19 protein-coding genes are annotated in these 26498 nt (G+C 57.0%); 10 read left to right on the plus strand and 9 right to left on the minus strand.

Annotated features, from left to right (window positions below; translation table 11 throughout):
* The first annotated feature begins 865 nt into the window (after positions 1–865).
* Entirely contained in the window at positions 866–1816 is a 951-nt protein-coding gene (locus OZX67_RS06680; RefSeq protein WP_277141917.1) for an aldose 1-epimerase family protein, read from the plus strand.
* A gap of 619 nt (positions 1817–2435) precedes the next feature.
* Here the strand turns inward: OZX67_RS06680 and OZX67_RS06685 are convergent.
* Entirely contained in the window at positions 2436–2729 is a 294-nt protein-coding gene (locus OZX67_RS06685; RefSeq protein ID WP_277141918.1) for a hypothetical protein, read from the minus strand.
* A gap of 2 nt (positions 2730–2731) precedes the next feature.
* Positions 2732–3556 carry a sigma-70 family RNA polymerase sigma factor gene (locus tag OZX67_RS06690; protein ID WP_348519601.1) on the minus strand — a complete coding sequence of 275 codons (825 nt, stop codon included), beginning with the start codon at positions 3554–3556 and terminating at the stop codon, positions 2732–2734.
* 233 nt (positions 3557–3789) lie between these two features.
* Between OZX67_RS06690 and OZX67_RS06695 the strand changes: the two genes are divergently transcribed.
* From OZX67_RS06695 to OZX67_RS06715, 5 genes are all read left to right on the plus strand, one after another.
* A complete protein-coding gene (locus OZX67_RS06695) occupies positions 3790–4554 on the plus strand; it encodes an exonuclease domain-containing protein (RefSeq protein WP_277141919.1) in 765 nt (254 codons plus the stop codon).
* Positions 4555–4785: 231 nt separating this feature from the next.
* Positions 4786–6336, plus strand: coding sequence for a UDP-N-acetylmuramoyl-L-alanyl-D-glutamate--2,6-diaminopimelate ligase (locus tag OZX67_RS06700; protein ID WP_277141920.1), 1551 nt, complete (start codon positions 4786–4788; stop codon positions 6334–6336).
* A gap of 98 nt (positions 6337–6434) precedes the next feature.
* Complete coding sequence (locus OZX67_RS06705) at positions 6435–7427, plus strand: GNAT family N-acetyltransferase (RefSeq protein ID WP_277141921.1); 993 nt, start codon at positions 6435–6437, stop codon at positions 7425–7427.
* A 12-nt stretch (positions 7428–7439) separates the two neighbouring features.
* The gene (locus tag OZX67_RS06710) at positions 7440–8723 is read left to right on the plus strand and encodes an ATP-grasp domain-containing protein (RefSeq protein WP_277141922.1); all 1284 of its coding nucleotides are present in this window, start codon (positions 7440–7442) and stop codon (positions 8721–8723) included.
* Positions 8724–8851: 128 nt separating this feature from the next.
* Positions 8852–9583 carry an amino acid racemase gene (locus OZX67_RS06715; protein ID WP_277141923.1) on the plus strand — a complete coding sequence of 244 codons (732 nt, stop codon included), beginning with the start codon at positions 8852–8854 and terminating at the stop codon, positions 9581–9583.
* 19 nt (positions 9584–9602) lie between these two features.
* Here OZX67_RS06715 and OZX67_RS06720 read toward each other — a convergent pair whose 3' ends face one another.
* The 5 genes from OZX67_RS06720 to OZX67_RS06740 form a co-directional block, all read right to left on the minus strand.
* Positions 9603–9905, minus strand: a complete 303-nt coding sequence (locus OZX67_RS06720; protein WP_277141924.1) for a hypothetical protein — start codon at positions 9903–9905, stop codon at positions 9603–9605.
* A gap of 13 nt (positions 9906–9918) precedes the next feature.
* On the minus strand, positions 9919–10176 hold the full coding sequence (locus OZX67_RS06725) for a hypothetical protein (RefSeq protein ID WP_277141926.1): 258 nt from the start codon (positions 10174–10176) through the stop codon (positions 9919–9921).
* Positions 10177–10353: 177 nt separating this feature from the next.
* Positions 10354–11520, minus strand: a complete 1167-nt coding sequence (locus OZX67_RS06730; protein ID WP_277141928.1) for a glycerate kinase — start codon at positions 11518–11520, stop codon at positions 10354–10356.
* A 214-nt stretch (positions 11521–11734) separates the two neighbouring features.
* Complete coding sequence (locus OZX67_RS06735) at positions 11735–15673, minus strand: AAA family ATPase (protein WP_277141930.1); 3939 nt, start codon at positions 15671–15673, stop codon at positions 11735–11737.
* A gap of 406 nt (positions 15674–16079) precedes the next feature.
* Complete coding sequence (locus OZX67_RS06740) at positions 16080–17774, minus strand: folylpolyglutamate synthase/dihydrofolate synthase family protein (protein WP_277141932.1); 1695 nt, start codon at positions 17772–17774, stop codon at positions 16080–16082.
* Between the two features lie 311 nt (positions 17775–18085).
* Between OZX67_RS06740 and OZX67_RS06745 the strand changes: the two genes are divergently transcribed.
* The 4 genes from OZX67_RS06745 to OZX67_RS06760 all read left to right on the plus strand — a co-directional run bounded on the left by OZX67_RS06745 (position 18086) and on the right by OZX67_RS06760 (position 24109).
* Entirely contained in the window at positions 18086–19684 is a 1599-nt protein-coding gene (locus OZX67_RS06745; protein ID WP_277141934.1) for an aminopeptidase P family protein, read from the plus strand.
* A 411-nt stretch (positions 19685–20095) separates the two neighbouring features.
* Positions 20096–20617, plus strand: coding sequence for an NUDIX domain-containing protein (locus OZX67_RS06750; protein ID WP_277141936.1), 522 nt, complete (start codon positions 20096–20098; stop codon positions 20615–20617).
* A 1094-nt stretch (positions 20618–21711) separates the two neighbouring features.
* Entirely contained in the window at positions 21712–23097 is a 1386-nt protein-coding gene (locus OZX67_RS06755) for an ROK family transcriptional regulator (protein WP_277144996.1), read from the plus strand.
* A gap of 115 nt (positions 23098–23212) precedes the next feature.
* Positions 23213–24109, plus strand: coding sequence for a carbohydrate kinase (locus OZX67_RS06760; RefSeq protein ID WP_277141938.1), 897 nt, complete (start codon positions 23213–23215; stop codon positions 24107–24109).
* 226 nt (positions 24110–24335) lie between these two features.
* Here OZX67_RS06760 and nagA read toward each other — a convergent pair whose 3' ends face one another.
* Both nagA and nagB read right to left on the minus strand, forming a co-directional pair.
* Positions 24336–25682, minus strand: coding sequence for an N-acetylglucosamine-6-phosphate deacetylase (gene nagA, locus OZX67_RS06765; RefSeq protein WP_277141942.1), 1347 nt, complete (start codon positions 25680–25682; stop codon positions 24336–24338).
* 12 nt (positions 25683–25694) lie between these two features.
* A complete protein-coding gene (nagB, locus tag OZX67_RS06770) occupies positions 25695–26483 on the minus strand; it encodes a glucosamine-6-phosphate deaminase (protein ID WP_277141944.1) in 789 nt (262 codons plus the stop codon).
* Positions 26484–26498 lie beyond the last annotated feature (15 nt).

Raw genomic sequence — 26498 nt, forward strand, 5'->3', positions numbered from 1 at the left:
GCTAACCACAACTTCTTTACTGCAAACTGCAACTACAAACCGCCACGGAGCCAACTGCACGCTCCGCTTACTGCTCCACTGCTCAACTACTTGTACTGCTCAACTGCAAAACTGCTAACTGCTCAACTGCTACGACGCCGAAACTGCGCACTGCTCCACTGCTCTGCGGCTTCGGCACCGCTGGTCGGACCACCACTGCATCGGCTCGACGCAATTGCTTCGTGTCACATCACGCGAAAATGGATATGACACTACACTCGTAATATTCATTTAATCCATCACAAGGGACAATAAAATCTAGACATCAAACTATTTGACGTAATTTAACGCACTCAAATCCTTGATATTTCAGCATTTTCAGATTCGAATTTCAAAATGTCAAAGGTTTTAATAAAAGCGTTCTACCTATTGAGAATATTGAGATTAAAATGTTTGCCGTATATTTATGTAAATGTATCAAATTACATTATTGGCATTTACAACACCAAAAGTACGACACGCCTCAAATTAAGCGCTTATAGAACATCTCCACTGTTTTTACCTTATTTATTATATTTTACCGTTACATTTATCGAAAATAAACAAAAATTCAGACTGGATATATTCAAAAGTGTTCGTTTCGGTTGGTCTCCGACATTATGCGGCAAGAGGCTGACGGCAAGATTCCCGGTGACGGGATATCCGGCTGCCGCAACATTCATCGTAACCGAATCCATACCATATTATTGTCATGCCAAAAACCGAAAACATGAAGCATCGCATGTCTTTCAATACAATAATCCGTGTATTTCATACCAGACTTCCCCTCCCCTGACTTAGAATAATGAATGACAACAATTACGTTTCAAGCTTTTCAGGAGTTGACATGACTTCATCCAACCTGCCCCCACGCTCGGGCCAGCAATTCACCATTTCGCACGGCGATTACACGGCGGTAATCACCGAACTCGGCGCCACGCTGCGCAAACTCACCTACCGCGGCAAGGATATGATCGCCTCGTGGGACCCGGACAAGCCGGTACCCTGCACCAACGGCGAACTGCTCGTTCCATTCCCCAACCGCATCGCCGACGGCGTCTACACCTTCGAAGGCAAGACCTACGAACTGCCAATCGACGAGCATGAGAAACACAATGCCATTCACGGCTACGGCTACCGCGCTTTCTGGAACCTCGAAACCCTTGAGGAAGACCGCGTCGCGCTCACCTGGCGCACCGGCAACATGAAAGGCTATCCCTTCGATCTTCTGGTTCGCGCCACGTATAGCGTCAACGACGACGGGTTGCAGCTCACCCTGTCCGCAACCAACAACGACAGCGTTGACGCACCGTGGGCCCTCGCTATTCATCCGTGGATCGCCAACGGGTTCGAAGGCTACGGCGACGAGATCGACGGGCAGAACGCGCAATGCTCGGTCACCATTCCCGCACGCACCCACGTCATCGCCAACGAGCGTACGCTGCCCTGCGGCACCGAACCGGTCAGTGGCAAATACGACCTGCGCCAGCCGACGGCACTGACGGAGCAGCCGTATGACGACGCGTGGACCAACGTCGAGCGCGATGCCGAGGGCAACACCTTCGCCACGCTGACACGTCCGGACGGCCTCAAGGTGAGCGTCGGAGGAGACAAGACCATCACCTCGTTCCAGATGTGCACCGGCACCGGTTTCGCACCCGAATCGCATCCGGCCGGCGTCGCCATCGAGCCGCAGACCGCATATGCCAACGCGTTCAACACCGGCCGCGACCTCATCGTCATCAAGCCCGGCGAAACCAGCTCCACCAACCTCTATTTCAAGGCCGAGCAGCGCTGAATCGCAATACGACGAATAGGCTGCGGGACAACTGATACGTCCCGCAGCCTTTCTGTATGCGTCAACCGTCAGCAGCCCCGCCAATCTCTGTTAGTAACACCGCCAATTCCGCGAGTAACCGGTCAATCCCGCTAGTAACCGGTCAATTCCGCTAGTTTTCGTATACTTTGGATGCCTAAAACATACGAAAACTAGCAGAATTGACCTGAATCTAGCGCTAAACCCTACGCGAAGTCGCAACAACGTGCGATAATACCTAAGGCTTATTCATTGAAAGTAAAGGAGTCCATCATGGGAATGCGCGGACGCAAACGTAAGGCACGCCGCAAAAAGGCGGCCAACCACGGCAAAAGGCCAAATGCCTGAGTTCCGTTAGGTACGCAGTAAACGAAAGAATGTCTCGCAATCAGCGGGACATTTTTCGTATACAGGACTGCGGTGTGCTATTGGCGACAACGGCAACTCTGCCGGCAACAATCAGCAAGTTCCAGCACTAATCACCAATGCCGATATAACGGCCAACGCCCTAACCGACGAAAACGAACCATGTCAATCACCAGATATCAAAAAGCCACGCACCAAGGCGTGGCTAGAAACGAATTCCGATAAACCGAACAGACTATGCGGACGCGACTTCGCCGCCGCAGGACTCTTCAAGGCAGCAACGATCGAGCGTCGCCTCAAGTTTGGTAATCAGGCATTGCGGAGCGGAGGCCGGACGCAGCAAATCACGCAACTCGGCAATCAACGCTTTTTCACGCGCGTCACAGCAGGATTCAGGGTTGAAACACTCATCATCGGAGACGCGGCTGCTGGAATCGTAACGGGAGATTTCGATGTCGGTACGCGTGAGGCCGTCGGAATGTTGGCTTCTCACCACTACACGGCTGGTGCGTTCGATTCGTCCGTCCATCGTCATTCTCCTTTCGTGACTTCTAATTGACTATTATTGCTCATTTTGGCTGTTTTGGGGTTCGCGGATAGTGAAGACGCGGGCTTCCTGCTATTTTCAGGCTTTCCCGCCGGTCCCGGCTTTTGCGTGACAGGCTGCTTTTCGCCCGGTTCCGGCTTTTCAGCCTTTTCAGACGGCTTCGCAGACTCCCCGCTTTTTGCCGTTTCCATCACCGTTTCCTTGCCATATCCGCGCTGGTGGGCATATTCGGTCAGCTCATCCTTCAACTGCGAGCGCGCGCGGTTGAGCCGGCTCATCACGGTGCCGATCTTGATGCCCTGCTCCTTGGCGACCTGCTTGTAGGATTTGCCGTCGATGGCGGTGTCGATGAATACCTGCCGACGTTCCGGCGAAAGCGAATCCAGCGCCTGCATGATCTCGGCCGGCGCGAAACCGTCCAAGTACTCCTGTTCGGCGGATTTGAGCCCTTCCGAGGAATGGTCGGAAGCGGAATAAATATCCCAGTCGTCGTACTCCCCCGTCGAATCGTTGGCACGCTGGGGGCGGCGTTTGGCCTTGGCGTACTGGTTGAAGTAGGCGTTGCGCTCGATGGTGGTCATCCAAGCCTCGAAATTGCTGCCGGGGCGGAAACTGTCGAACGCCTTGAACGCACGCTCGTAGGCGTCCTGTACCAGATCCTGCGCGTCCTCGGGATTGTTCGTCAGCTTCATCGCCTGACGGTAGAGCGCGTCGACGGCAGGCATCGCGAGAGCCTCGAAACGCGCGCGCTTCTGAGCGGTCGTCTCGTGCTCTAACTGCTTGGGCTGTGCCTGGTCGGTTTCTGTCACGCTACCATTCTAAACGTTCGCTGCATACCGGCCGACACGCGCTTTTGCTCCGATTTATTACGACATTTCCGATATATACATATGATTTTGCCAGCGCTTTCCAGCCCGAAAACCCGATTGCGTTCGTCTCGATATGCTTACAGCTTCTTCCAGGCAAGGAAACCGACCTGAATTCATACGGACACCTCATACATAAGTAATACAATGTCGGAATCGGAACGCACAATACTGTTATGACAACAATGGAAAATAATCCCGACACGGATACTGCGGCACTCATGCTCGACGCGATAGCGCAAGCCCCGCAGCAAGACGACGACACAACGCTCGGCGAGGCTTGGCTGCTCGGTTTCGACACCGAAACCACCGGCACCAGCTCAAGCGACGCCATCGTTTCCGCTTCGCTGGTTTTGCGCGACCCGAGCAAAGATTACCGAGGTGACGTGGTGGCGGAATGGGTCGTCAACCCGCACCGGCATATCTGCGAGGGCGCGAGCCGCGTCAACGGGTTCACCGACGAATTCCTCGAAGCCAACGGAGCGGAACCCACAGACGCCGTCGCCGCCATCGGCGGTATCGTCACCGCCGCCCAAGCCAAGCACATCCCGCTGCTGGCCTACAACGCGCCTTTCGACGTGCGCATGTTGGCGGGTGATCTCAAACGTTGGAATCTCAACGCGCTGCCGGACGAGCTTCTGGTGGTCGACCCGCTGGTCATCGACCGCGAAATCTCGCACCGCCATGGCAAGCGCACGCTGACCTACACCACCGAATACTACGGCATCGAGCCGCACGGCGATTTTCACGACGCCACCGCCGACACCACCGCGGCCGTCGATCTGATCAAGCCGATGTCGACGCTCTATCCGCAGGTCGGCAACCTGAAGCTCGACGAGCTCATGGATTGGCAACGCAAGGCCCACAAGAAGTGGAAGGACTCGTTCAATCAGTGGATGGAATCGCGCGGACGCAGACCCATCACCGACAACTGGCTCTAAGGGCATGTAACAGTCGCGGTGTTTCAATAAAAAAGTCACGATAAAAAGCCTCTGCAACAGCTACCGGCAAATTTATCTTGATGACACAAATGCGGAATCACACATATCCGGTTTTGCACAAACGGGGCACACATTCACCGCGATGTGTAAGTTCCATTCGATTGTGGCAGATACCTCTTATTTTGGCCGGCACGATGCGTTAACCTTATGGACGGCAAGAAAGGTTCTGATATGGCTCTGACTCTGGCAACTGCGGTCGAATTGCTTGACAAGCATCATCTCCTGCGCGAGATTATCCAAGGCAAAACGTGGTCGCGCAATCCCGCTCGTTTCGCCGGATCCGGGGATGCCTTCACTTCAATTACGTATGATACGCGAGAGGTGCACGCCGGAACGCTGCTGTGCTGCAAAGGCCATTTCAAGGCCGACTATCTTTCCGGCTGCGACGAACGCGGGCTCAAGGCCTACGTCGCGGAAACGGATTTCAGCGCCGAATGCGGCGCCGTCGGCATTATCGTGGACGACATACGCAAGGCGATGAGCCTGCTTTCCGCCGAATTCTACGGGCGGCCGCAGGACGAGCTCACGGTGATCGGCATCACCGGAACCAAGGGAAAGACAACCACCGCCTATTTTGTTCAGGCGATCCTGAACGCCGCCAGCGACGGCAAGGCCGCGCTCTTCTCGTCGGTCGACAATTGCCTTGACGGGCACTCCTACAAGGCTTCCGCGCTGACCACGCCGGAATCGATGGACGCGTTCAGGATGATGCGCGAAGCTCTTGATAACGGGATGTGCTACCTGGTGATGGAAGTCTCCTCGCAGGCATACAAGGTCAACCGCGTCTACGGACTTACCTTCGACGTCGGTGCGTTTTTGAACATTTCCCCCGACCATATCAGCCCTATCGAGCACCCCACCTTCGAGGATTATCTGTATTGCAAACGCCAGATTACGGCCAACAGCAAGGCGTTGGTGCTCGGCGCCGACTGCGACCACGCCGACCTTATTGAAGAGGATGCCGCGGCCGCAAACGTCCCTGTGACGACTTTTGCGCTGCACACCGGCGACGCACGCAACAGCGGAACTGCGGCCGATACCATCGCATGGCCGGCCGATAAGGACCATACAGCCTTTCATATCGAGGTTGCAGGCGCTACCGATACCTACAAACTGCGCATGGACGGCGATTTCAACTATGCCAACGCGGCTGCGGCGCTGACCATCGCAAGTCTTGCCGGCATTGATTTGTCGGACACAAAGATTTCGCACGCGCCCGAGAATGTGCGAATCTCCGGGCGTATGGAGCAATTCAGGGACTCGCACGGGCCAAACGTCGCCATCGTTGATTTCGCGCATAATTTCGCCAGCGTCTCCGCGCTGATCGACTTCACGATGGAACGCTATGGCTCGAAGAAACCTCGTATTACACTGGTCAGTGGTTCTGCGGGCGGCAAGGCCGTGGATCGCAGGCAGGAGATCATCGACGCCGCGCAACACCGCGTCGACCGTATCATCATCACCACCGACGACCCTGACAGGGAGCGCGCGGAGGATATCTGCGAGACAATGCAGGCTGCCGTCAACGATCCCAATGTGAACTCCACCATCATCGTCGACCGGCAGAAAGCCGTCGAAACCGCCATCGGCGAGGCTAAGGCGCACGATGGCTTCGACGTCATCCTGATTGCCGGCAAAGGCGAGGAGCAATGGCTCAAGGTGGACGGCAAGCACGCACCCTACGAAGGCGACACGCATATCGTCACCAGATTGTTCTCATAGGTGGCGAAACAGAGAAAACTGCGTACGCCATATTCGATGACGTGCGCCGACGTACACTTGAACATTAGTATGGTGGAAGCGAAACGACAAAGGAAAGCATGATCAGCTTAGAAAAAACCGAATACCCACAGATGGAAGAGGCCGCAATCGCGGCCGGGGTCACGCTGCCCATCGAACAGACCGGTATCTGGGCCAAGTTCCAGGCGGACATTCCCGGACGCACGCCGTGGGGCTCGTACCGGATTCTGCAGGACGGCAAAACCATCGCGTTCATCGGGTTCATCGATATGGAAACGCACGGCTATCACTACCTGCGCGCCGTTCACGGGCCGGTCTGGATTGCCAAGCCGGACGAAGCGCTGGAACGAGAGACCATCGATGCCATCGTCGCCGAGGTGCAACGCGTCGATAAGAAGGTCGTTTTCCTGCGCATCGATACGTGGTTTACCGCCGGCACCACCCCGGTGCTTTCCACCATTCCATACAACCAGACCGTCATCATCGACGTCACCGGCGGCGACGATGCCATTATCACTCGCATGAAAAAGCGCGGCCGTCGCGACGTGCGCAAGGCGCTGCGCGAATGCCCGGCCGGAGTGGCCGACGAGACGAAAGAGGCCATCGCCGACTTCCGCGAATATTACGATGTGATGGTTGAAACCGCCAAACGCGACGGATTCGCCCCGGCCCCCATCACGGATTATTCGGATATGATAGAGGCGCTGGGAGCCGAGCATTGCCGTGTGTTCGCCGCGCGTATCGACGAGCGTGTGGTGGCTTGGTCGATTGTCACCGTCAACGGAACGCGCGCCGTGCGCTACTACGCCGCGATGCGCAATGATGTAATGCGTCTGCATGTCACCGACAAGCTGCTCTATCAGGAATGCTGCATCCTAGGTTCGCAAGGCATCACCGACTACGATCTGATGGGCATCGGCAGCGATTTTGCGCCGAGCCTCATGGGCTTGAACGAGTTCAAGTGCAAGTTCACCGAGGACATCACCCCGGTGGCTCCGGCGCGTGACGTGCCGATCAAGAAAAGCTTCTACAAGGCGCTTACGGTCGCCAAAAAGCTCAAAACCAAACTATAAAACTGAAGAGGAATGATGGTAGATAGCAGAAATACCAATAGCAATGACGCCACAAGCGATGCAAACCGGCCTATGTTCCTGCCGGTTTTGATTGGTACCGGAGCCAATGCCTACGGACTGGCCTGCGGGTTCCACAATGCCTACGGCGTCAAATCGCTGGCCGTCGGCCCTGCCGCACTGATCCAATGCCGCAACTCCTCCATCGTTGACATTCGCGTCATCGCCGATCTGACCGAAGACGATCGTTTCGTCCCCGAACTGCACAAACTGGCCACGGAACTCAAAGCCCAGAATCCTGCCCGTCAACTGCTCATCATCGCCTGCGGCGACACTTCCGCGGCGCTGCTGGCCGAGCATCACGACGAAATCCGCAAGGACTACCTCACCTCGACCATCGACGGGCCGACGCTGGAACGCGCCGTCGACAAGGTCTCGTTCTGGAAGCTTTGCGAGACCACAAACGTCAACACTCCCCTGACAGCGGTGTATTCGTTCGCCGATTTTCAGGCGGGTCAAAAAGTCCCACAGCCTGCCGCATTCCCGCTGGAGCTCAAGGCTGCGGACAGCGTCTCGTACCTGAGCATCGATTTTCCGGGACGCAAGAAGGCCTACACCATCGGCGATGCCGCCGAGCTCAACCAAGTGGCACACGACATCTATACCAACGGATACCGCGGCGACCTCATCATCCAGGAGTTCATTCCCGGCGATGACACCGGTATGCGTACGCTCAACGCGTACGTCAACAGCGATGGCAGCGTGGCCATGATGTGCATGGGGCGGCCGGTCATGGAGGAATATGCACCCAACCGCATCGGCAACTACGCCGCCATCATCTCCGAGGGCGACAAAACCGTGTACGAGCAATGCAAGCGCCTCATCGACGAACTCGGCTACACCGGCTACGTGAATTTCGACATCAAACGCGACCCGCGCGACGGCAGCTACCGCTTCTTCGAAATCAACCCGAGGCCGGGCGGCAGCAGCGACTACGTCACCCAAGCCGGCTTCAACCTGGCCAGCTGGATCGCCGAAGACCTCGTGATGAACCATCATGGCGAGCCGTCGCTGTGCTTCAGCGAACATCTCTGGATGGAAATTCCCAAGCGGGTGCTCAAGAAGTACGCGCCCGCCGGCCAGCTCAAGGACGACGCGCTGAGGCTCATCAGCGAAGGCAAGTGGAGCCGCTCCTGTTATAACCCAGCCGACCGCAACCTCAAGCGCACACTGGAACTGTGGCGCTGGCAGCTGCACGTTTCGCGTGATTTCAAGCAGTACGCGCCGAAACGAAATTAGGTTAGCAACGTCTGCTCAAACACGCAGACATATTCAAACACATAAGACACCTTACGCTGGTACTATAAGTCGGGAGCATCGTTACATTCAGTTTCGAGCGGATACCGTATCTGTTGTTTGGGAGAGTTATGAGACGACCGTTTTTCGCCGTTATCGGCGGCATGGGAACCTTGGCGACCGAATCGTATATCCGGCTCATTGACAAGATGAGCGACGCCACCACCGACCAGGACTTCCTCGACTACGTGGTCTTCAACGACGCCTCCGTGCCCGACCGCACCGATTTCATGCTGGGCGACAGCACCGACGACCCCTTCCCCGTCATCGCCGACGACATCGAAAAGGCCACGTCCATCGGCGCCAGCTTCATCACGATTCCCTGCAACACCGCGCATTTCATGCTGCCGCGCTTCCAGAAACTTACCGACGTGCCGATCCTCAACATGCTCACCGGTGCCGTGGAACGCATGAAAGCGACACTGCCGGTCTCCACGCATCCGCGCGTAGGCTTCATGGGCACCGAAGGCTCCCGCCATTCCGGTCTCTACCAGCGCGAGATTGAAGCCGCCGGCTACACATTCATCGAGCCCGACGACGACCTGCAAAAGCGCATCGATTCGCTCATCTACGACGACGTGAAAAGTGGTGGCCCACTGAGCCTCGACCGCTATCGTTTCGTCATCGATACGTTCCTCAACAAGTCCTCGTCTGCCCGCTATCGTTGCGATATCGTGGTTCTGGGCTGCACCGAACTCTCGGTCTTGAACGAGGCCTTCCCGCTCCCCGACTTGCCAATCATCGACGCCCAGACGATTCTTGCTGAGGATACTGTCGCCCGCGCAAAGGCACTGAGAAACTAATTTTTATAGCTATTCGTACTCATGCGGTCTGCAACGGGCCTTGAAGCAGATGGCGTAACCATTCAGAACGATTAGTACCGTGTTTCTTGGCCTGCTTGTCTGCATTTTTGCTCCACGACTCGGGCACCAACACCTGAAGCCTTACCGTGCGCTCCTTCTTCTGACCCGCGCGTGGACGGCCGAGCATGACAGCCTGCGCGTCGTCGACGTTGTCCGTCCCGGTCATTTCCATCAGCAAGGCCGCGGCTTCCCGGCTCGCCTGTTCTCCGGTCGATTCGACAGCCTTGGAATCGTCCCATTCCCAATGCTCAAGATCACTCATAATACGTTACCTTTCAATCTTTGTCCCAGAAGTTGTCTTGTTCGGCATTCACATGGAAAATCACCAGCCTGCTTCCGGACTGCTTCATCATCACCTCAATCGTCGGCACCAACGGGTCACCGTGATATTCACCGGTGAACTTGAAATACGTTTCACCGTGCGAGATGAAGGTTCGCCTATGTGTCTCATGGAGGAATGCATACAGCACATCCTCCACCGTGTAGCCGTGCCGCTCGGCCGACTCCGCGAAAATCACCCTATCTGAACTCATGATTTAATTATACTCTAAAAGTATACTATAAATAAAACAGTAAAGCTGTCGCCTACACAATAAAATTAGCAAAAAGACACAGCCGAGGAATCAAGCGATACTGTGCATCAAAACACAACCGAAGCAGAATCGGAATAATCGACTATAGCGCTGCAATCGCGGTTTGCGACAAGCTAATCAACATAGCAGGCGCATTACATTTTCCGACGTACGACTGATATTCCTTTTGGCGGTCTCCTCGCGAAGAGCCTCGGAAAGGGTGCAGACGCCGGGCAGCACACCGAAAATGGCATCAATCCCCAATCCATAGAGCACTTCCACCCTGTCTCCCACGTTACCGGCCAAAGCAATGACCTTGGAATTCGGCGCGACCTCTTTCACCGCCTGCGCAACGCCCATCGGCGTCTTGCCGTATTGCGTCTGGAAATCAATACCGCCTTCACCAGTAAAACAGTAGTCGACATCACACGCTTTGGCTTTAAGCCCCGAAGCCTCGACAACGGTCTCAACTCCGGAACGCATACGCGCATCGGTGAAGGCAAGAAACCCCGCGCCCAAACCGCCGGCAGCACCCGCTCCGGGAATATCGGCCACATCACGGCCCAGCTGACGGTCGATGAGCTCGGCATAATGCTTCAGACCGGCATCGAGCTGCCTGACCATTTCAGGCGTGGCCCCTTTCTGCGGGCCGAATACCGCCGAAGCGCCAGTGGCTCCCGTCAACGGATTGGTGACATCCGAAGCAAGGGTGATGGACACCCCGCCAAGTCTGGGGTCAAGGTCGGAAACATTGATTGCGGCCAGATCCTTAAGCGCAAAGCCTCCCTCCGGCAGAGGATCGCCCTGACCATCGAGGAAGCGAACGCCAAGGGCACGGGCCATGCCGGAGCCTCCGTCATTGGTGGCGCTGCCACCCAGACCGACAATGATGTCGCCGACCCCGTGATTGAGCGCGTCGACAATCAGCTCCCCCGTCCCGCGCGTGGTGGTGATATAAGGATTCCTGGTGTGTTCGTCGATGAATTGGATGCCGCTGGCTGCGGCCATTTCGATGACGGCGGTTTTCCCGTCACCGAGCAAACCATAAGCCGCGTCCACAGGCGTACCGAGCGGACCGGTGACCTCTACCTTGATAAATATGCCGTTTGTAGCATCGACCAACGATTGCACCGTGCCTTCGCCGCCGTCGGCCATGGGCACTTTCACACATCTGGCATCGGGAACGGCTTTCAACACACCTGCTTCGATGGCATCTGCGGCCTGCTTTGCGGTGAGACTGCCTTTGAACGAATCCGGCGCTATCAGCACCCTTGGCTTTTTGCCTGCACTATCTCCAGCTGTCATGTGGACAGTCTACCCCACTTCGGTGTGGGACAATAGCGACACAATCGATAATCCAATCGTTTCAAGCTTTTGTGACGCCATAAAACGGGATGACCAAGATGGTCACTCGCGAAAGTAACGATTATCCAGATTTTATCTCGGAAAGTTCGGATAAACCCATTAGAATCCGGTGCTGCAGGCCGGCTAAGCGAGCATCACGGCAGATGCGTCGGTTTTACTCGTGCTGAAGTTTCTGACTTACCACTGCGGTGACACCGTCGGAGCGCATTGTCACGCCGTAGAGGGCGTCGGCGATGGCCATCGTGCGCTGCTGGTGGGTGATGATGATGAGCTGGGCGTGCTTGCGCAAATCGTTGAACGCGTTGATCAGACGTGTCAGGTTGATGTCGTCGAGCGCAGCCTCGACCTCGTCCATCACATAGAACGGGCTGGGACGGGCGGTGAAGATGGCGAAAAGCAATGCAAGAGCGGTGAGGCTGCGTTCACCGCCGGAAAGCAGACTCAGCTGCTTGACCCGCTTGCCTGCCGGGCTCGCCTCCACGATGACACCAGTAGTCAGCAAATCGTCAGGATTTTCCAAACGCAGCCGGCCTTTACCACCTGGGAAGAGCGTGGCGAAGACCTTCTCGAACGCTGCAGCCGTATCATCGAAAGCGTTCTTGAACACCTCGATCATCGTGTGGTCAAGGTCCTTGATAAGCTTCAGCAGATCGTCACGGCTCTTGGCGACGTCGTTGCGCTGATCGTTCAGGTACTGGTTGCGGGTTTCGAGCGCGTCGAACTCCTCGGCCGCCAACGGGTTGACCTTGCCCAGCGCCTTCAAGTCACGCTCGGCCTTCTGCAAGCGCTTTTCCTGCTCGGCGCGGACGTAAGGCACCATCTGATAGTGGTTGGCATCAATCGGCGCGTCCTCATCAACATCTTGATGGCCGTCAACGTCAGATGATTTTTCACTCGAATCGCCTTGGTTGTCAACGTTGGATACATCTTCGTCTGAATTCTTGCCACCAACAGTTTGAGATGTATCCTCTCTTGAATTGAGCTGGCTATCAGACTCTGATGAATGCTGTGCATCGTTCAGAACGTCTCCGCTATCGACACCATCAGGTGCAGCCGTTGTGGTTTGGGCTTTCTGGACGACCGAATCCGCAGACACAGAGACGGAAGCGAGATGATTGCCAAACGTATTACTTTTATCGTTATTGGAAACAGAGTTATCTTCGTCGTCGCCGTTTTCGAGCGGAATCGGACGGCCTTCATCGTCCAGCACCGGAACCAGCTTGTCGGGGCCGTATTCGCTGACCAGTGCTTCGAGACCCATGCCCAGCGTGTCCGAAACCTTCTGTTCGATCTGGCCATATTGCGCGGCCAGGCGCTCACGATTCACATCCAGCTCGTGCTCGTGCTGCTGCAACGCCGCGACCTTGGGCTCGGCTTCGTCGCGCTGCGCACGCAACTGCTTCAATTCGGCATCTTGGCTGGAAGCGGCCTTGGAGAGCTCATCGCGTTTGGCGACCACAGTCTTCAATTCAGCGGCAACCAACGTGGCCATGCCTCGGGCATCGGCGGCGATCTGCTGGTCATGAGCCTGCTGGCGTTCGCGCTTTTCATTGAGCGCCTTCATCTTTGCTCGCCTTGCCACGGCCTCGTTCGCCTGATCATGAAGCAGACCCGCCTGCCGAACCAGCGAATCGGCCTTGCGATTGGCGTCGTTCCAGACGATCTTGGCCGAGACTTCCTGCTCACGCGCCTTATCGAGCGTGGTTTCGAGCTCGTGGACGCGCTTGTCCAGATCGTCGAAGTCTTCGTTGTCGGTGTCTGAATGTTCGGCGGTTTCCAGCGCCTGGCTCAAGTCTTCGAGCTTGAGCTGATGGGTCTGCCGGTCATCGTCGGTCTGCTTGATTTTCTCGTCAAGTCCGTTCAACTGCCGTGTCAGTTGCTTGACACGTTCCTCGACGTTTTTGAGGTTCTTGCGAGCCTGATCAGCCTTGACTTTGGCTTGGATACGCTGCTGTGATTGCTTATCGACGTCAAGACGAGCCTCGTCACGAGCTTCTTGTGCGGCTTTAATCTTCGGCTGTATAGCGTCTGCCTCGCCTTGAAGCTTTTTGGCCTCTGCCGCGGCTTTGTCACGGCGCGCAGCCAATGACAAATCACTCTGCGAGCGCGAGGAACCGCCGATGGCACCCACAGCGTTGACCACTTCGCCGGACTTGGTGACAGCCTGGCTGAACCGCTCCCCCTCCACGGCTTCCAGCGCAGTATCCATATCAGGCACGGCGGCAACATCATCCAGCAAAAGCCACACGGCACGAACAACACTGGCCGCGAAATCGGCGTCTTTGGCGGAATTATTGACACTTACCAAAGACGAGGCGCAACGAACCGGATATTGACCGTCTTTTCTATCGGCCTTTTCGATTTCAGAGTCGTTATTTCCAGCTCCACCTTCAAGCGGATGCAATACAACAGCCTGCCCGAGCTTGCCTTCGCTGGCCCTGCGCAAAGCCTCAACCATGTTGGACTTGCCCGGCACCACGATGGCACTGGCAAACTGGTCGAGCGCATGGGCAATGGCCTCTTCCCAGCCCTCTTCGACGTGAATGAAGTCGGCAAGCCTGCCCAGCGCGGCGACCGCATCGTCCTGCTCCAGCTCGCCGGAAGCGTTGCGGCTTTCCAACGTCTCGTTCAACGCATCTGCCTTGGCCTTGAGCGCCGTCACCTTGGCGGTCGCGGCCCGCAGCTGCTCCTGCAAAGCGTCAAGTTCCTCCCGACGCTGCTGCATCGCGGTTTTCGCCGCTTCGAGCTCGGCGGCACTGTCTTCCTCGCCGGCATTTTGTGTTTCGGCTTCAAGAGCATCGCGCTGAGTAGCGGCATCGTCACGCTGCTTGGCGATGGACTCGCGTTGTCCGTTGAAGTCCTTGGCACGGCTTTGCGCCAGTTCGATGGCCGATTCCTCGCGGGTCTTGAGCTCCCGCAGATTGGCAACCTTCGAGGTGTGTTCCTGCGCGGCCTTGCGTAGTTCCGTCAAGGTCTGACGGGCCGCGGCAAGCTGCTTTTCGTTGCCTGCACGAGATTCCGTCGCCTTGTCATACGCGATGCGCATATCGGAAACAGCCTTTTTCTGCGCTTCGGCCTGCCCGTCCAGTTCCTTGGCACGGGATTCGAGGATGTCGGGATCCTCACCGAAATTCGTAATCATCTGACCGGCAAGCGAATGCGCACGTTCATCGGCCAACGAAGCCAACGAGCGGAACCGTTCCTCGATGTTGGAAAGCTCATGCCAAGTCTCGTTGATTTTCTCCATGGCCGGACTGGACTCGGAACTCAGCGCCTCGACCTGCTCGATATGCACTTTGACTTTCGCCAGTTCGCGCTGCGCACCTTCCAGCTCCCGTCGCACGTCGCCAAGCTCATTGCGCAGCTTGGCGCGGCTTTCCATGGACTTCTGGGCGTCCTCGGCGAAAATCCTCGACTGCGCGTCACGCAAGGAAATCTGGATGCTCGCCGCACGCCTCGAAATCTTGGCCTGACGGCCGAGCGGCCCCAGCTGCCGACGAATCTCATGAAGCAAATCATCGGTGCGGGCAAGGTTCGCCTCAGTGTTCTTGAGCTTGCGTATCGCGCGTTCCTTGCGTTTGCGGTGCTTCAAGATGCCCGCGGCCTCTTCGATGAAGGCGCGGTGGCCGGCGGGGTCTGCTTTCAAAATCTCGTCAAGCCTGCCCTGACCGACGATGACGTGCATCTGCTGGCCCAGGCCGGTGTCGCTTAAAAGCTCCTGAATGTCGAGCAGACGGCAGGGCGAGCCGTTGATGGCGTATTCGGAGCCACCGTTGCGGTAGATGGTACGGCTGATGGTGACTTCCGTATAATCGATGTCAAGCGTGCCGTCGGTGTTGTCGATCGTCAGGCTCACCTGCGCGCGTCCCAGCGGCGGGCGCGAGGAGGTGCCGGCGAAAATCACGTCTTCCATGGAAGTGCCGCGCAGGTTCTTAGCGCCCTGCTCGCCCATCACCCATGTCAGCGCGTCGACGATATTGGATTTGCCGGAACCGTTCGGACCTACCACGGCCGTGATACCCGGCTCAAAGCGCAAAGTGGTCGCGGAGGCGAAGGACTTGAATCCCCTGAGCGTCAGTTCCTTCAGATACATGGATTGTTGACTTCCTCTGCTTTTCCCGCTTACCGCCCTGCACGATTGGGCACGTCCTGTTATCACTTGCTATCATACCGGCCAGCACGCCTAACGGTTTTGTACAACACCGTCAATCTGCGGTATGTGCCAAAGTATGACGTCTCAGCGCAGCCAACACAAAACCAGTGCGAAAAGCACCAAAATGAGCTCGGAATAGTGCTTTTGCCACTGATTTACAACCCCACTGAGGAGAAAAGCACCAAATCAGGCCCGAAATAGTGCTTTTCACCTTAGCTAGGTCATGAATCCGTGGGAAAAGCACCTTTTCAGCCCCATTTTGGCGCTTTTCGCACTGGTTCAGGATTCCACTGAGGAGAAAAGCACCATTGGGGGCTTAAAAAGGTGCTTTTCTCACTGGTTGGGATTACTTGCCGCCATTGCTGGTGCCTTTGTTACTACCGTTGGCATTGCCGTTGCTGGTGCGGTTGGCATGATGGCGAAGCTGCTCGGCGGTGTTGCCGGGCTCGGGCTCGCCTTCGAACGGGACCTGCTTGACCCCGAAATCACCGAACGCATCGCCGAAGACCTCGGAGACGATGTCCTCGTCTTCGTTCTTGGCGCTCTCAGCTCCGGTTTCGACCTTATCCCCGGTGTCGTCGGTTCCGATATTGGCCTTGTTCTTGCCTTCCGAGGCATTACCAGACACACGCTGGGCCTTCGGCAGCGCCAGTTCCGGGTTCTTCTTTTCCGCGAGCAACGTACGGGCGTCACCGGCGGTGACGAAGCTGCCGCAGATGAGCACGCCGTGGCCGTAGCCGACACCCAGCTCGTCATCGGCGTCGACCATGTTGACAGCCTCCTGAATGGCGTCGGGGAGGTTGTCGATGCGGGTGACACGGTCCCGGCCGAAGACGCCGACGGCGATTTTCTCCAACTCCTCGGCGGGCATCACACGGTCGCGCCACGAGTTTTCGGTGACGATGATATGGCTCAGAATCGGCTCCAGCGTGCCGAGATATTCCTCGACCTGCTTGTCGGCCATCATGGCGACCACGCCGACCAGCTGTTCGAAGCTGTAGTTCTCCTCAAGGGCCGCACGCAAGGACTCGGCGGCGTTGACGTTGTGCCCGCCGTCGACGATGATGGTCGGCGAGGTGCGCACCTGCTCGATGCGGCCGGGAATCTTGACCCCGCCCAGCGCCTCGGCCACCACATCCTGCGTGAGCTGTCCGGCAACGGGGATCACCGTCTCTGCCGCCGCGAGCGCCGCCAACGCGTTGTGTGCCTGATGCTCGCCGAACTTGGCGACCGGAATGTCCTCGTACGTGCCGTTGGGTGTGCGCAAGGTGACCAGTTGACCGCCGACCGCGGGCTGACGTGAGACGACCTCCATCTCTTCGCCGTCGCGAATCAGCGTGGCATGTTCCTTGACAGCGGCTTGCTCCAAGATGGGCATGACTTCGGCCTCGTGCGGCTGCGCGCCGATGATGGCGGTGGCTTCGTGTTTGATGATGCCGGCCTTCTCGGTGGCGATTTTCTCGACCGTGTCCCCCAGCCATTGCATGTGGTCCATGTCGACCGGCCCGATGACCGCGGCGTCACCGTTGAGTGCATTGGTGGCATCCCACTTGCCGCCCATACCGACCTCAAAAATCGCCACGTCGACGGGCGCGTCGGCGAACTTCCAAACGGCCATAGCCGTCAAAATCTCGAAATAGCTCATTGGCGCCTTGCCGTCGACCTCCATCTTGTGGTCGACCAACGCGACGAAATCCTTGATCTGCATCCACGTGTCAATGAAATCGTCGTCGGAAAGCTGCTGGCCGTCCACGGCGATGCGCTCGTTAATCTTCTGAAGATGCGGCGAGGTGTAAAGGCCAGTACGCATGCCGTAGGCACGGCAGATGGCCTCGGCCATACGGGCGGTTGAGCCCTTGCCGTTGGTACCGGTGATGTGGATGATACGGAACGTGTCTTCCGGGTGCCCCAAAAGGTCAAGCATCAGGTTCATGACCTCAAGGTCGTGGCCCAGCTCTTCGTGCGTGGTGCGCCGGCTCATGATCTCGCGCTCGACCTCGCGAATGGTGACCCCGTTGGTTTTCGGATGCTCGAATGACATAAGACCTCGTTTTGGTGTAAAAACCCTTGAAAAATAGACATTACCATTCTATGAAACGGCCTCGAAAGCGCTAAGCCGAACGGCGAATGACCTACCGTTGAAATGCTGTAAAACGGCGAAACCGGAGAAAACGTAAAACCATGGACGGGAAGATGTCATATCGATACAAATTATGCAAAACTTTCTGCATTTCATATCGCGATAATTATTGACCAAGACAGTCAATGCGTTCCGTCTCCGACATTCTTCTTCATTCGGACCGCACGGTTTATTAGAATGGCAATCGAAACCCGCCAATGAGGAGAACACGCATGAGCGAAGTCATTACGGCAAACGACAAGGAATACGAGGCACAGGAAATGGCACAGGCACCGGGAGCAGACCAACCGATGGAAGACAGGACCAACAACCGCACACTGCGGCCGACCACGTCCAAGAAGTTCGCGGAATTCATGAAGACCGGCTGGGACAATCAGGAACCGGAAATCGAGCCGTTGGAATCCAGCAAGTTCATTCCCGCGCGTCTCGAAGCCCTCGGCAAGCGCTTCCCTGGCGAGCGCATCGTCATTCCCGCCGGCACCCCGAAAGTGCGCAACAACGACGACGACTACGCCTTCCGCCCCAATACCGAGTTCTCGTATTACACCGGACTTGGGCAGGATTACGAGGCCGGAGCGGTGCTTGTGCTGAACCCCGTCGACCCCGAAAGCCCTGAAGCGAAGGCCGGCAAGACACATACTCCGGAGCTTTTCGTGGCCCCTCGCGCCGACAACAGCACCGAAGCCTACTACGTCGACGCCCATTACGGCGAGTACTGGGTCGGCCCGCGCGCAGGCTTGAAGGAACTCAACGCGATGACCGGCATCGCCACCCACGATATCGCCCAACTGCCCGACGCTTTGGGCAAGGACGTCGGTGCCGAAGCCGGTGCTGTGCGTATGCGCGTGGTTCGCTTGGCCGACCCGGAGATGACCGCCGAAGTCGAGAATGTCCGCGAAGCCAATGGCTTCCCCGATCCCGCCACCAACGAAAAGGCCGACGACGAGCTGCAGGAATTCGCCTCGACCGCGCGTATGGTCAAGGATTCCTATGAGGTCGGCGAGATTCGCAAGGCCGTCGCCGCCACGAAGGACGGCTTCGACCGCATCCTGACCCGCCTGCCCGAAGCCGTCGGCAAGCCGCGCAGCGAGCGCATGCTCGAAGGCGAATTCAACGCCGTTTCCCGCGAAGAGGGCAATACCGTCGGCTACGACACCATCATCGCCTCCGGTGAGCATGCGCCGATCCTGCACTGGATGCGCAACACCGGCGTGGTCGGCCACGGCGAGATGCTGCTGATCGACGCTGGCATCGAGGTCGACAGTCTTTACACCGCCGACATCACCCGCACCTTCCCCGTGGACGGCAAGTTCACGCCGTTGCAGAAGAAGATCTATCAAGCGGTGCTCGATAGCCAGCAGGCCGGTTTCGAGGCCGCCAAGCCAGGTGCCACCTATTCCGACATCCACCACGCCTGCATGCGCGTCATCGCGCAGAAACTGCACGACTGGGGCATTTTGAAGGTCGACGTGGAGGAATCGCTCTCCCCGCAAGGCCAGCAGCATCGCCGTTGGCTCGCCTGCGGCGTGGCGCACCACCTTGGCCTCGATGTGCACGATTGCGCGCAGGCCCGCTACGAGTCCTATCAGGGCGCGAAGATCACGCCGGGCATGGTCTTCACCATCGAGCCGGGTCTCTACTTCGCCAAGAACGACCTGCTGATCCCGCCGGAGATGCGCGGCATCGGCGTACGTATCGAGGATGACGTACTGATGACCGAAAACGGCCCGGAATGGATCTCCAAGGACATCCCGAAGCAGATCGACGACGTAGAAAAGTGGATGGCGCAGCGCGCGGCGGCCAGGAAGTAACTCTTCCTCAGACTGGATGCTCATCATGCGGAAGGCTGGGATATATAATGCTCGACACGCTCTGGGCTGAGCCGTTAAGCGTGAAGCCCAGTGGGCTTCACGTAGGCGAAGTGAACGCGATGTACGAGCGCGAAGGCAAAATCTATTGATTTTGCAGGCCGATTCTTTACGCCTAAACATCGCATATCCCCAGCCCCCACACACTACATACTGATGTTTCAGGAGACTTACTCGAGCAGCGCGCTGCGAGGTTTGGGGAGTGAATAAAAGTTTTTTCAACACAAAGTGTTGGAGGCAGAGATATGCGTTGGCCGACCGTAAAGACTCGGCCTGAGTGTCCCGGAGCGTGTCGGACAATGTATATCTCCGCCTCCAACACATCAGTCGGAATCTAGTGAGTGAGGACCATTTATGACTACACCATCGTTCATCATCAAGCTGCGCAAGAAAATCGGGCACGAGCTACTGTGGCTCAACGGAGTCACCGGGCTCGTCGAAGACACTTCCGGCCGGATCCTGCTTGGCCAGCGGGCCGATACCGGCGAATGGGCTATGGTGTACGGCATCAACGAACCCGGCGAGCAACCTGCCGACACCGTCGTGCGCGAAATCAAGGAAGAGACCGGCATCGATGCCGAAGTCACCGATTTGGTTGCGGTAACTTCCTCTTCGGAAATCATCACCTACGCCAACGGCGACCGCACGCAGTATATGGACCATTCGTTCCTCTGCCGTCTCAAGCCGGGCGGGAACGCCGATCCGTTCGTCGGCGACGACGAAAGCCTCAAGGTCGGCTGGTTCTCGCGCGACTCACTCCCCCAACCGCTGGCCAAAAGCACCGTCGAACGCCTGAAAATCTTCGACGAATACCAACGCAACAAGGCCGCCGGCGACGCTCACGCCTTGTTCATGGTCGGCAAGGAAATTCATTAATCTGATTGGAAATAGTGGGCGAGAAAATTGACTTTCCTATGGGCTTTCAGATATACTTACTTGCGAGCGTTTTGATGCGCTCGAAAAACGGAAAAGGGAATTGACTGCCGCAGACATCTGATGGCGAAAGCCATGGACGTTACAGGATGCCTAGCCCAGATGGTCGGGCAAAACGGCAAAAGCCGAGACCACATAGCAAACTTCGAACATAGCCAGTAATGACGATGTTCAGGTTGTCAAGCAGGAGACAGAAACAACAGTTCCCTTCCGTTTTACCTTGATTTTCTTGATAGAGCTTCAGGATTTCACAGATTTCCGATAAACTGGACAAATGTCCACTTCACAGGCAATTACCAAGCGATACAGAGACAAACGGTCTCTGTTGAAACTTATCATGCCTGCTGCAAAATATTTTAATGAATATCTTATCGGCCGGAATACAAAGATAATCTGCGAAAACAACGAGACTTATCGCATAAATTGGGAAAAACAAAATTTCATGCATCTGTGCGGACTTCGATATCAAAAGCCCAGTGGGCACCATCACATTGTGCAAGCCGAAGTATTCTACGATGATCTGCTCTCCCACAAACTCTCAATTAAAAACATTGGCTTCACGCACACGAACACAGGAATACTCAAAAGCAAATGTCAAGTTATCTTGCCTGCGCTTCAACTTGACTCGCGAACCAATTTGCTCACAATCAAAGCCCCTGCAAACAAAGCAAACGTGACTTTATATATAGGCAATACAGGGTTCGCACTAGGACTGCTTGAAAAGTTGATAAATGATGGAGAATACATTCCCAGCAGTCTACGAAAACAGGATGTCAATTCCCCGAATCTACGACTTTCCGAAACATCACCAATCCGTGTACTAAAAACCATTATTGAATAGCACCTTCACAATCTGATTTGCAGTTTTACATTAACTCAGTTAATATATGAAGTCAGTTCATCAATGTGTGATCGTCATTGACGGCGGTTACGGATGCAGGATTGACCCGAGGAGGTGTCAGATGCACGAACCCAGTGAATCATCAACGCCTCTGCACGCAACCCAACCGTTGTCCATCGATCATCTCGCCCCCTCAATGCCGGACTTTCCCGACGATTCGACCCGTGTCCCCGCCCCGCAATCGGTGGTTTCGGAACGCAACCGTTCAAGAACCCTGTGGCACCTTTATCACTACGGCATCTCATCGCGAGCGCAAATCGCCAAAGCGCTCGGTCTGACTCCCGCCGCCATCACAAAAATCACCGCACGTCTGATCGACGCCGGAATCGTCACCGAAACCGGCGATATGAAAGGCAGCAAACGCCGTCGATCCATCGGGCTGAAAATCGACACCGAGCGTTTCCACTTCATCGGGGTCAAATTCGCACGCAGCCTCGTGCAAATCGGTGTCTTCGACCTGAAAGGCACACGCCTGAGCCTCGCCGACATGCCCCGCGTCAGCGATGATACGATTGACGCAGCCATTGCCGCCACACACAAAGCCATCGATTCCCTGCTCAAAACCGACCACGATATCGTCGCCATCGGCATGGCCGTGCCCGGCCCGTACCTGCACGGCACCGGTTACGCGGCACTTGTTTCCAGCATGCCGCACTGGCGCAACATCAACTTCCAGAAGGAATTCGGGCAAGACTGCCCTGTCCCCGTCTTCATCGAGCAGGACGCACGGGCCGGAGCTCTGGCACAACGGCTTTTCGGCGGATTCGACGACGCCGGCAGCCTCGCCTATTTCCTGCTCGGCGAAGGTGTCGGCCTCGGGGTCATCGAAAACGGCAGACTCGTCTACGGCAACCTCGGTGCCTCCACCGAACTCGGCCACGTTTCCATCGATGCGGTCAATGGCAAAAAGTGCGAATGCGGGAACGTCGGATGCCTTGAATGCTATTGCTCCGCCGGCGCGATCCACGAGCAAATCGACAAACTCGGCATCGTTGAAGGCTCCGAGGCGATGACACATATCGAAGCGTGCCAGGCATTGTTTGCCCAATCACAAGACAGCAACGGAGCTTCCGACGTATCGGCCAAGGCCAGTACCGGCAGCGATCACACGAATAAGGGCAGCAACAACACTACCTGCAACATTGACACCGAAAGCGATAATGCCGGAACAAACTCCGGCACGAGTGCAGCGGACGCTGAAAGAATCGCCAAAGCGCGTCAACTCGTCGCTGAAATCGGCCGTTACGTGGGCTACGGATGCGTCATCATCTGCAACGCCTTCAACCCGAAGCGCATCGTCTTGGGCGATATCGGCGCGCTCGGAGGTCAGCAGCTGATCGATGCCGCGCAGGCGGTGGTCGACCAACGCGTCATCCCCGAAATCGCTCAATCCACCGAAATCACCTTCTCCGGCCTGCCCACCGACGCGGCGGTCCTCGGCGCCGCAGCCACGGCCATCACCCAGTTTTTGGATCGTCCTTCCTATTTCCGTGCCGCCCATCCGCCTGGAAATGCAGAATGATCTGAAAGCAAGACCGACTCCGCATCGACTTCCTGGTCAAAACGGATAACACCGTCAACAAATCAACAGACTCATAACTTAAGACTTATATACAGATGTCAGAAAGGATCACATCATGACCAAGCCAATCGTCGTTTCCCTAGGAGAACTACTCTGGGACATGCTCCCGACCGGCAAGCGCGCTGGCGGCGCTCCCGTCAATTTCGCCTATCACGCCGCGATGAACGGTGCGGAAGGCCACGCCATCAGCGCCGTGGGCGAAGACCCGCTGGGCGATGAGCTCGTCGCAGCCATCGAAAAGTCCGGCGTCGAATCCATCATCCAACGCAACGCCTGGCCGACCTCCACCGTCGAGGTCGCGCTGAAAAACGGCATCCCGGAATACACCATCATCAAGGGTGTTGCCTGGGACCACATCCTCTACACCCGCGAGCTGATCAACATGGTGCAGAAGGCCGACGCAATCTGTTACGGCACGCTCGCCCTGCGCAGCCAGGAGTCCCACGACACCATCGTCGAGCTTTTGAAGCACGCCAAGCCCACCGCCATGAAGTTCTTCGACATCAACATCCGCGGCGACCACTATTCCAAGGATCTGATCAACGAACTACTCGGCTACGCGACCGTCTTCAAGATCAACGACGCCGAGCTACTGCTGCTGCGCGACATGTTCGACATCCGCGGCACCTCCGACGAGGAGGCATGCAACTGGTTCATGGAAAAGTACGACCTCAACTATGTCATCCTGACCGGCGGCTCGACCTTCAGCACGATCATCGCCAAGGACGGGGAATCCTCCACGCTTGACACCCCGCGCGTCGATGTCGTCGACACCGTCGGCGCCGGCGATTCCTTCTCCGGCACGTTCACCGCCAAGGTGCTAACGGGTGCCTCGTTGCAGGAAGCGCACCGTGCCGCCGTCAATACCGCCGCCTTCGTCTGCACGCAGAACGGCGCCTGGCCCAAGTATCCGGAGAACATTCCGAATTATCTGGGTGAGTCCGAGAAGTGAGCCATCATATCGAAATATAAATCGGCATATCGATAGATATATAAAAAGCCGGCACCGCGAGAAGCAATTCCTGCGGTGCCGGCTTTTCGTATCGTTACGACAATCAGATATTCAAAATGTCATACATTGCGTTTCGATATTTTCTTATGCTGCCGTCCAAATGCGCTGTTTGTGCCTGGAATTTGGTCGATGCCACGCACTTTCCCAATATCAGGACGCAATGATTTCAACGAACCTGACGGCCGCCGCACCAGACGTGTTCGACTTGCCAGGTCTCGGGGTCGCTGATCAGCACATCGGCGGCATACCCAGGCGAAAGCAGACCAAGCGGCGCACCGGTGACGGCGTTCACGCGGTCGAAACCGAATGCGCGGGCCGGTGTGAGCGTGGCCGCCTCGACGGCATCGCTCGGTGCCATGCCCAACACGTTGACCGCACGCTCGACGGAACGCTCAAGCAGCAACGTGGAACCGGCGATGGAACCGTTAGAGACCAGACGAGCGTGACCGTCTTTGACCGCAACATCCAACGCACCCAGCTTGTAGGCTCCGTCAGGGCAATCCGTGGCCGACATCGCGTCGGTGACGAAGGCAATGCGATGAGGCGCGAATTTCACCGCCATCTTCAATACCGGGTTCTGCACGTGGAAGCCGTCGTTGATGAGCTCGATGGTGACGCGAGGATCTTCCACCGCCGCCGGAATCGGGCCAGGTTCGCGGTGCTTCAAGCCGTTCATCGCGTTGAAGATATGGGTCATGATCCTGGAGCCGGCCTCGAAACCACGCTTGGCGGTCTCATAGTCGGCGTCGCAATGGCCCACAGCCGGCACGACACCTGCTGCCGCGAATCGCTTGATGGCGCTTATTCCGTGCGGCAGTTCGGGGGCGATGGTGATTTGCCGAATCGAACCGTCGGCGGCATCGAGAAGACGGTCGACCAAATCGTCGGTCGGGTCTTTCAGACATTTCGGGTCGTGTGCGCCCTTGCGGGAAAGCGCCAGGAACGGACCTTCCAGGTGAGCGCCAAGAACGTCCGTGCGCTTGCCCATGGCCGCTTTGACGTTTTTGAGATTCGCGCACATCACGTCCATCGGGTTGGTAATCAGCGAAAGCACCTGACGCGTGGTACCGTGCACCAGATGACCGGCACGCGCGATATCAATGCCTTCAAGGCCGTCGTCGAATGACCGATCCCACGAGCCGTGCGCGTGGATGTCGATATAGCCGGGCGTGAGGTTTTTGCCTTGGGCGTCGAAGACAACCACGCCGGATTTGAACGAGAGAGTCGAAACCGCATCTCGCCCGTTGCCGGCGGCATCATCGTAACCTTTGTCGCGAGCATCATTGCGAACTTCTTCCGCGGTGATGCCAAAACCTCGAGCCGCCGAAGCCAACGACATTTCTCCGCTCCCGGTGGCCGTAATCACACCATCGCGGGCAATCAGCCAAAAATCATCCTGCATGCCACGAGCGTCCACTTTGCGGGCACCGTGTACAACCAGCCAAGGAAGCGCCGTGCCTTCTACGGCCTTCGTGACGCGTTCAACCGTCTGCTGCCTATCTTGCGATATCATCGGCACCGTCTCTCAGATCTCCTGCCACGCCGGCTTGTGCTCGTAGGCATAACGGTAGTAATCCTTATGCGCGAGCTTGGAGGCGGCGGCCTCGTCGACGATGATGGTGGCGTGCGGGTGCAGCTGCAGCGCGGAAGCCGGGCAGAAGGCGCTGATGCCGCCCTCGCAGGTCTCCTTGATGGCCTCGGCCTTGCCCTCGCCGAACGCGAGCAGGACCAAGTGGCGGGCTTTCATAATCGTGCCGATGCCTTGCGTGATGCAGTGGGTGGGTACTTTGTTGACGTCGCCTTCGAAGAAGCGGGCGTTGTCGACGCGGGTCTGCTCCGCGAGCGTCTTGATGCGGGTGCCGCTGGCGAGCGAGGACCCAGGCTCGTTGAAGCCGATATGGCCGTCAGTGCCGATGCCGAGAATCTGCACGTCCACGCCGCCCGCGGTCTCGATCGCCGCATCATACTCGCGCCCGGCGTTCTGGATTGTCTCAAGGTTGCCGTTGGGCACGCGCACCTTGGCCGGATCGAGGCCCAAAGGCTCGACCACCGTGCGGGTGATCGTGCTGCGGTAGGACTGCGGGTGGGCCGGGTCGAGGCCGGCGTACTCGTCGAGCGCGAAACCGCGCACTTGGCTGACATCGAGCTTGCGCGCCTTCACTGCCGCAGCCAGATGCTTGTAGGCCGCCAGCGGGCTGGAACCCGTGGCCAGGCCGAGTACGGCGTTCGGCTTGCTTTCGATCAGATCGGCGACGCACTTGGCGTAAATCTCGCCGGCCTCATCTTCATCTTTGGTAATGATGATTTCTGCCATATTATTTCTCCTTTG

This window comes from Bifidobacterium sp. ESL0728, assembly GCF_029392015.1.
GTDB lineage: Bacteria > Actinomycetota > Actinomycetes > Actinomycetales > Bifidobacteriaceae > Bifidobacterium.

Coding starts and splice junctions, on each gene's coding strand:
- OZX67_RS06680 (WP_277141917.1), top strand. CDS start 866: ATGACTTCATCCAACCTGCCCCCACGCTCGGGCCAGCAATTCACCATT.
- OZX67_RS06685 (WP_277141918.1), bottom strand. CDS start 2,729: ATGGACGGACGAATCGAACGCACCAGCCGTGTAGTGGTGAGAAGCCAA.
- OZX67_RS06695 (WP_277141919.1), top strand. CDS start 3,790: ATGACAACAATGGAAAATAATCCCGACACGGATACTGCGGCACTCATG.
- OZX67_RS06700 (WP_277141920.1), top strand. CDS start 4,786: ATGGCTCTGACTCTGGCAACTGCGGTCGAATTGCTTGACAAGCATCAT.
- OZX67_RS06705 (WP_277141921.1), top strand. CDS start 6,435: ATGATCAGCTTAGAAAAAACCGAATACCCACAGATGGAAGAGGCCGCA.
- OZX67_RS06710 (WP_277141922.1), top strand. CDS start 7,440: ATGATGGTAGATAGCAGAAATACCAATAGCAATGACGCCACAAGCGAT.
- OZX67_RS06715 (WP_277141923.1), top strand. CDS start 8,852: ATGAGACGACCGTTTTTCGCCGTTATCGGCGGCATGGGAACCTTGGCG.
- OZX67_RS06720 (WP_277141924.1), bottom strand. CDS start 9,905: ATGAGTGATCTTGAGCATTGGGAATGGGACGATTCCAAGGCTGTCGAA.
- OZX67_RS06725 (WP_277141926.1), bottom strand. CDS start 10,176: ATGAGTTCAGATAGGGTGATTTTCGCGGAGTCGGCCGAGCGGCACGGC.
- OZX67_RS06730 (WP_277141928.1), bottom strand. CDS start 11,520: ATGACAGCTGGAGATAGTGCAGGCAAAAAGCCAAGGGTGCTGATAGCG.
- OZX67_RS06735 (WP_277141930.1), bottom strand. CDS start 15,673: ATGTATCTGAAGGAACTGACGCTCAGGGGATTCAAGTCCTTCGCCTCC.
- OZX67_RS06740 (WP_277141932.1), bottom strand. CDS start 17,774: ATGTCATTCGAGCATCCGAAAACCAACGGGGTCACCATTCGCGAGGTC.
- OZX67_RS06745 (WP_277141934.1), top strand. CDS start 18,086: ATGAGCGAAGTCATTACGGCAAACGACAAGGAATACGAGGCACAGGAA.
- OZX67_RS06750 (WP_277141936.1), top strand. CDS start 20,096: ATGACTACACCATCGTTCATCATCAAGCTGCGCAAGAAAATCGGGCAC.
- OZX67_RS06755 (WP_277144996.1), top strand. CDS start 21,712: ATGCCGGACTTTCCCGACGATTCGACCCGTGTCCCCGCCCCGCAATCG.
- OZX67_RS06760 (WP_277141938.1), top strand. CDS start 23,213: ATGACCAAGCCAATCGTCGTTTCCCTAGGAGAACTACTCTGGGACATG.
- nagA (WP_277141942.1), bottom strand. CDS start 25,682: ATGATATCGCAAGATAGGCAGCAGACGGTTGAACGCGTCACGAAGGCC.
- nagB (WP_277141944.1), bottom strand. CDS start 26,483: ATGGCAGAAATCATCATTACCAAAGATGAAGATGAGGCCGGCGAGATT.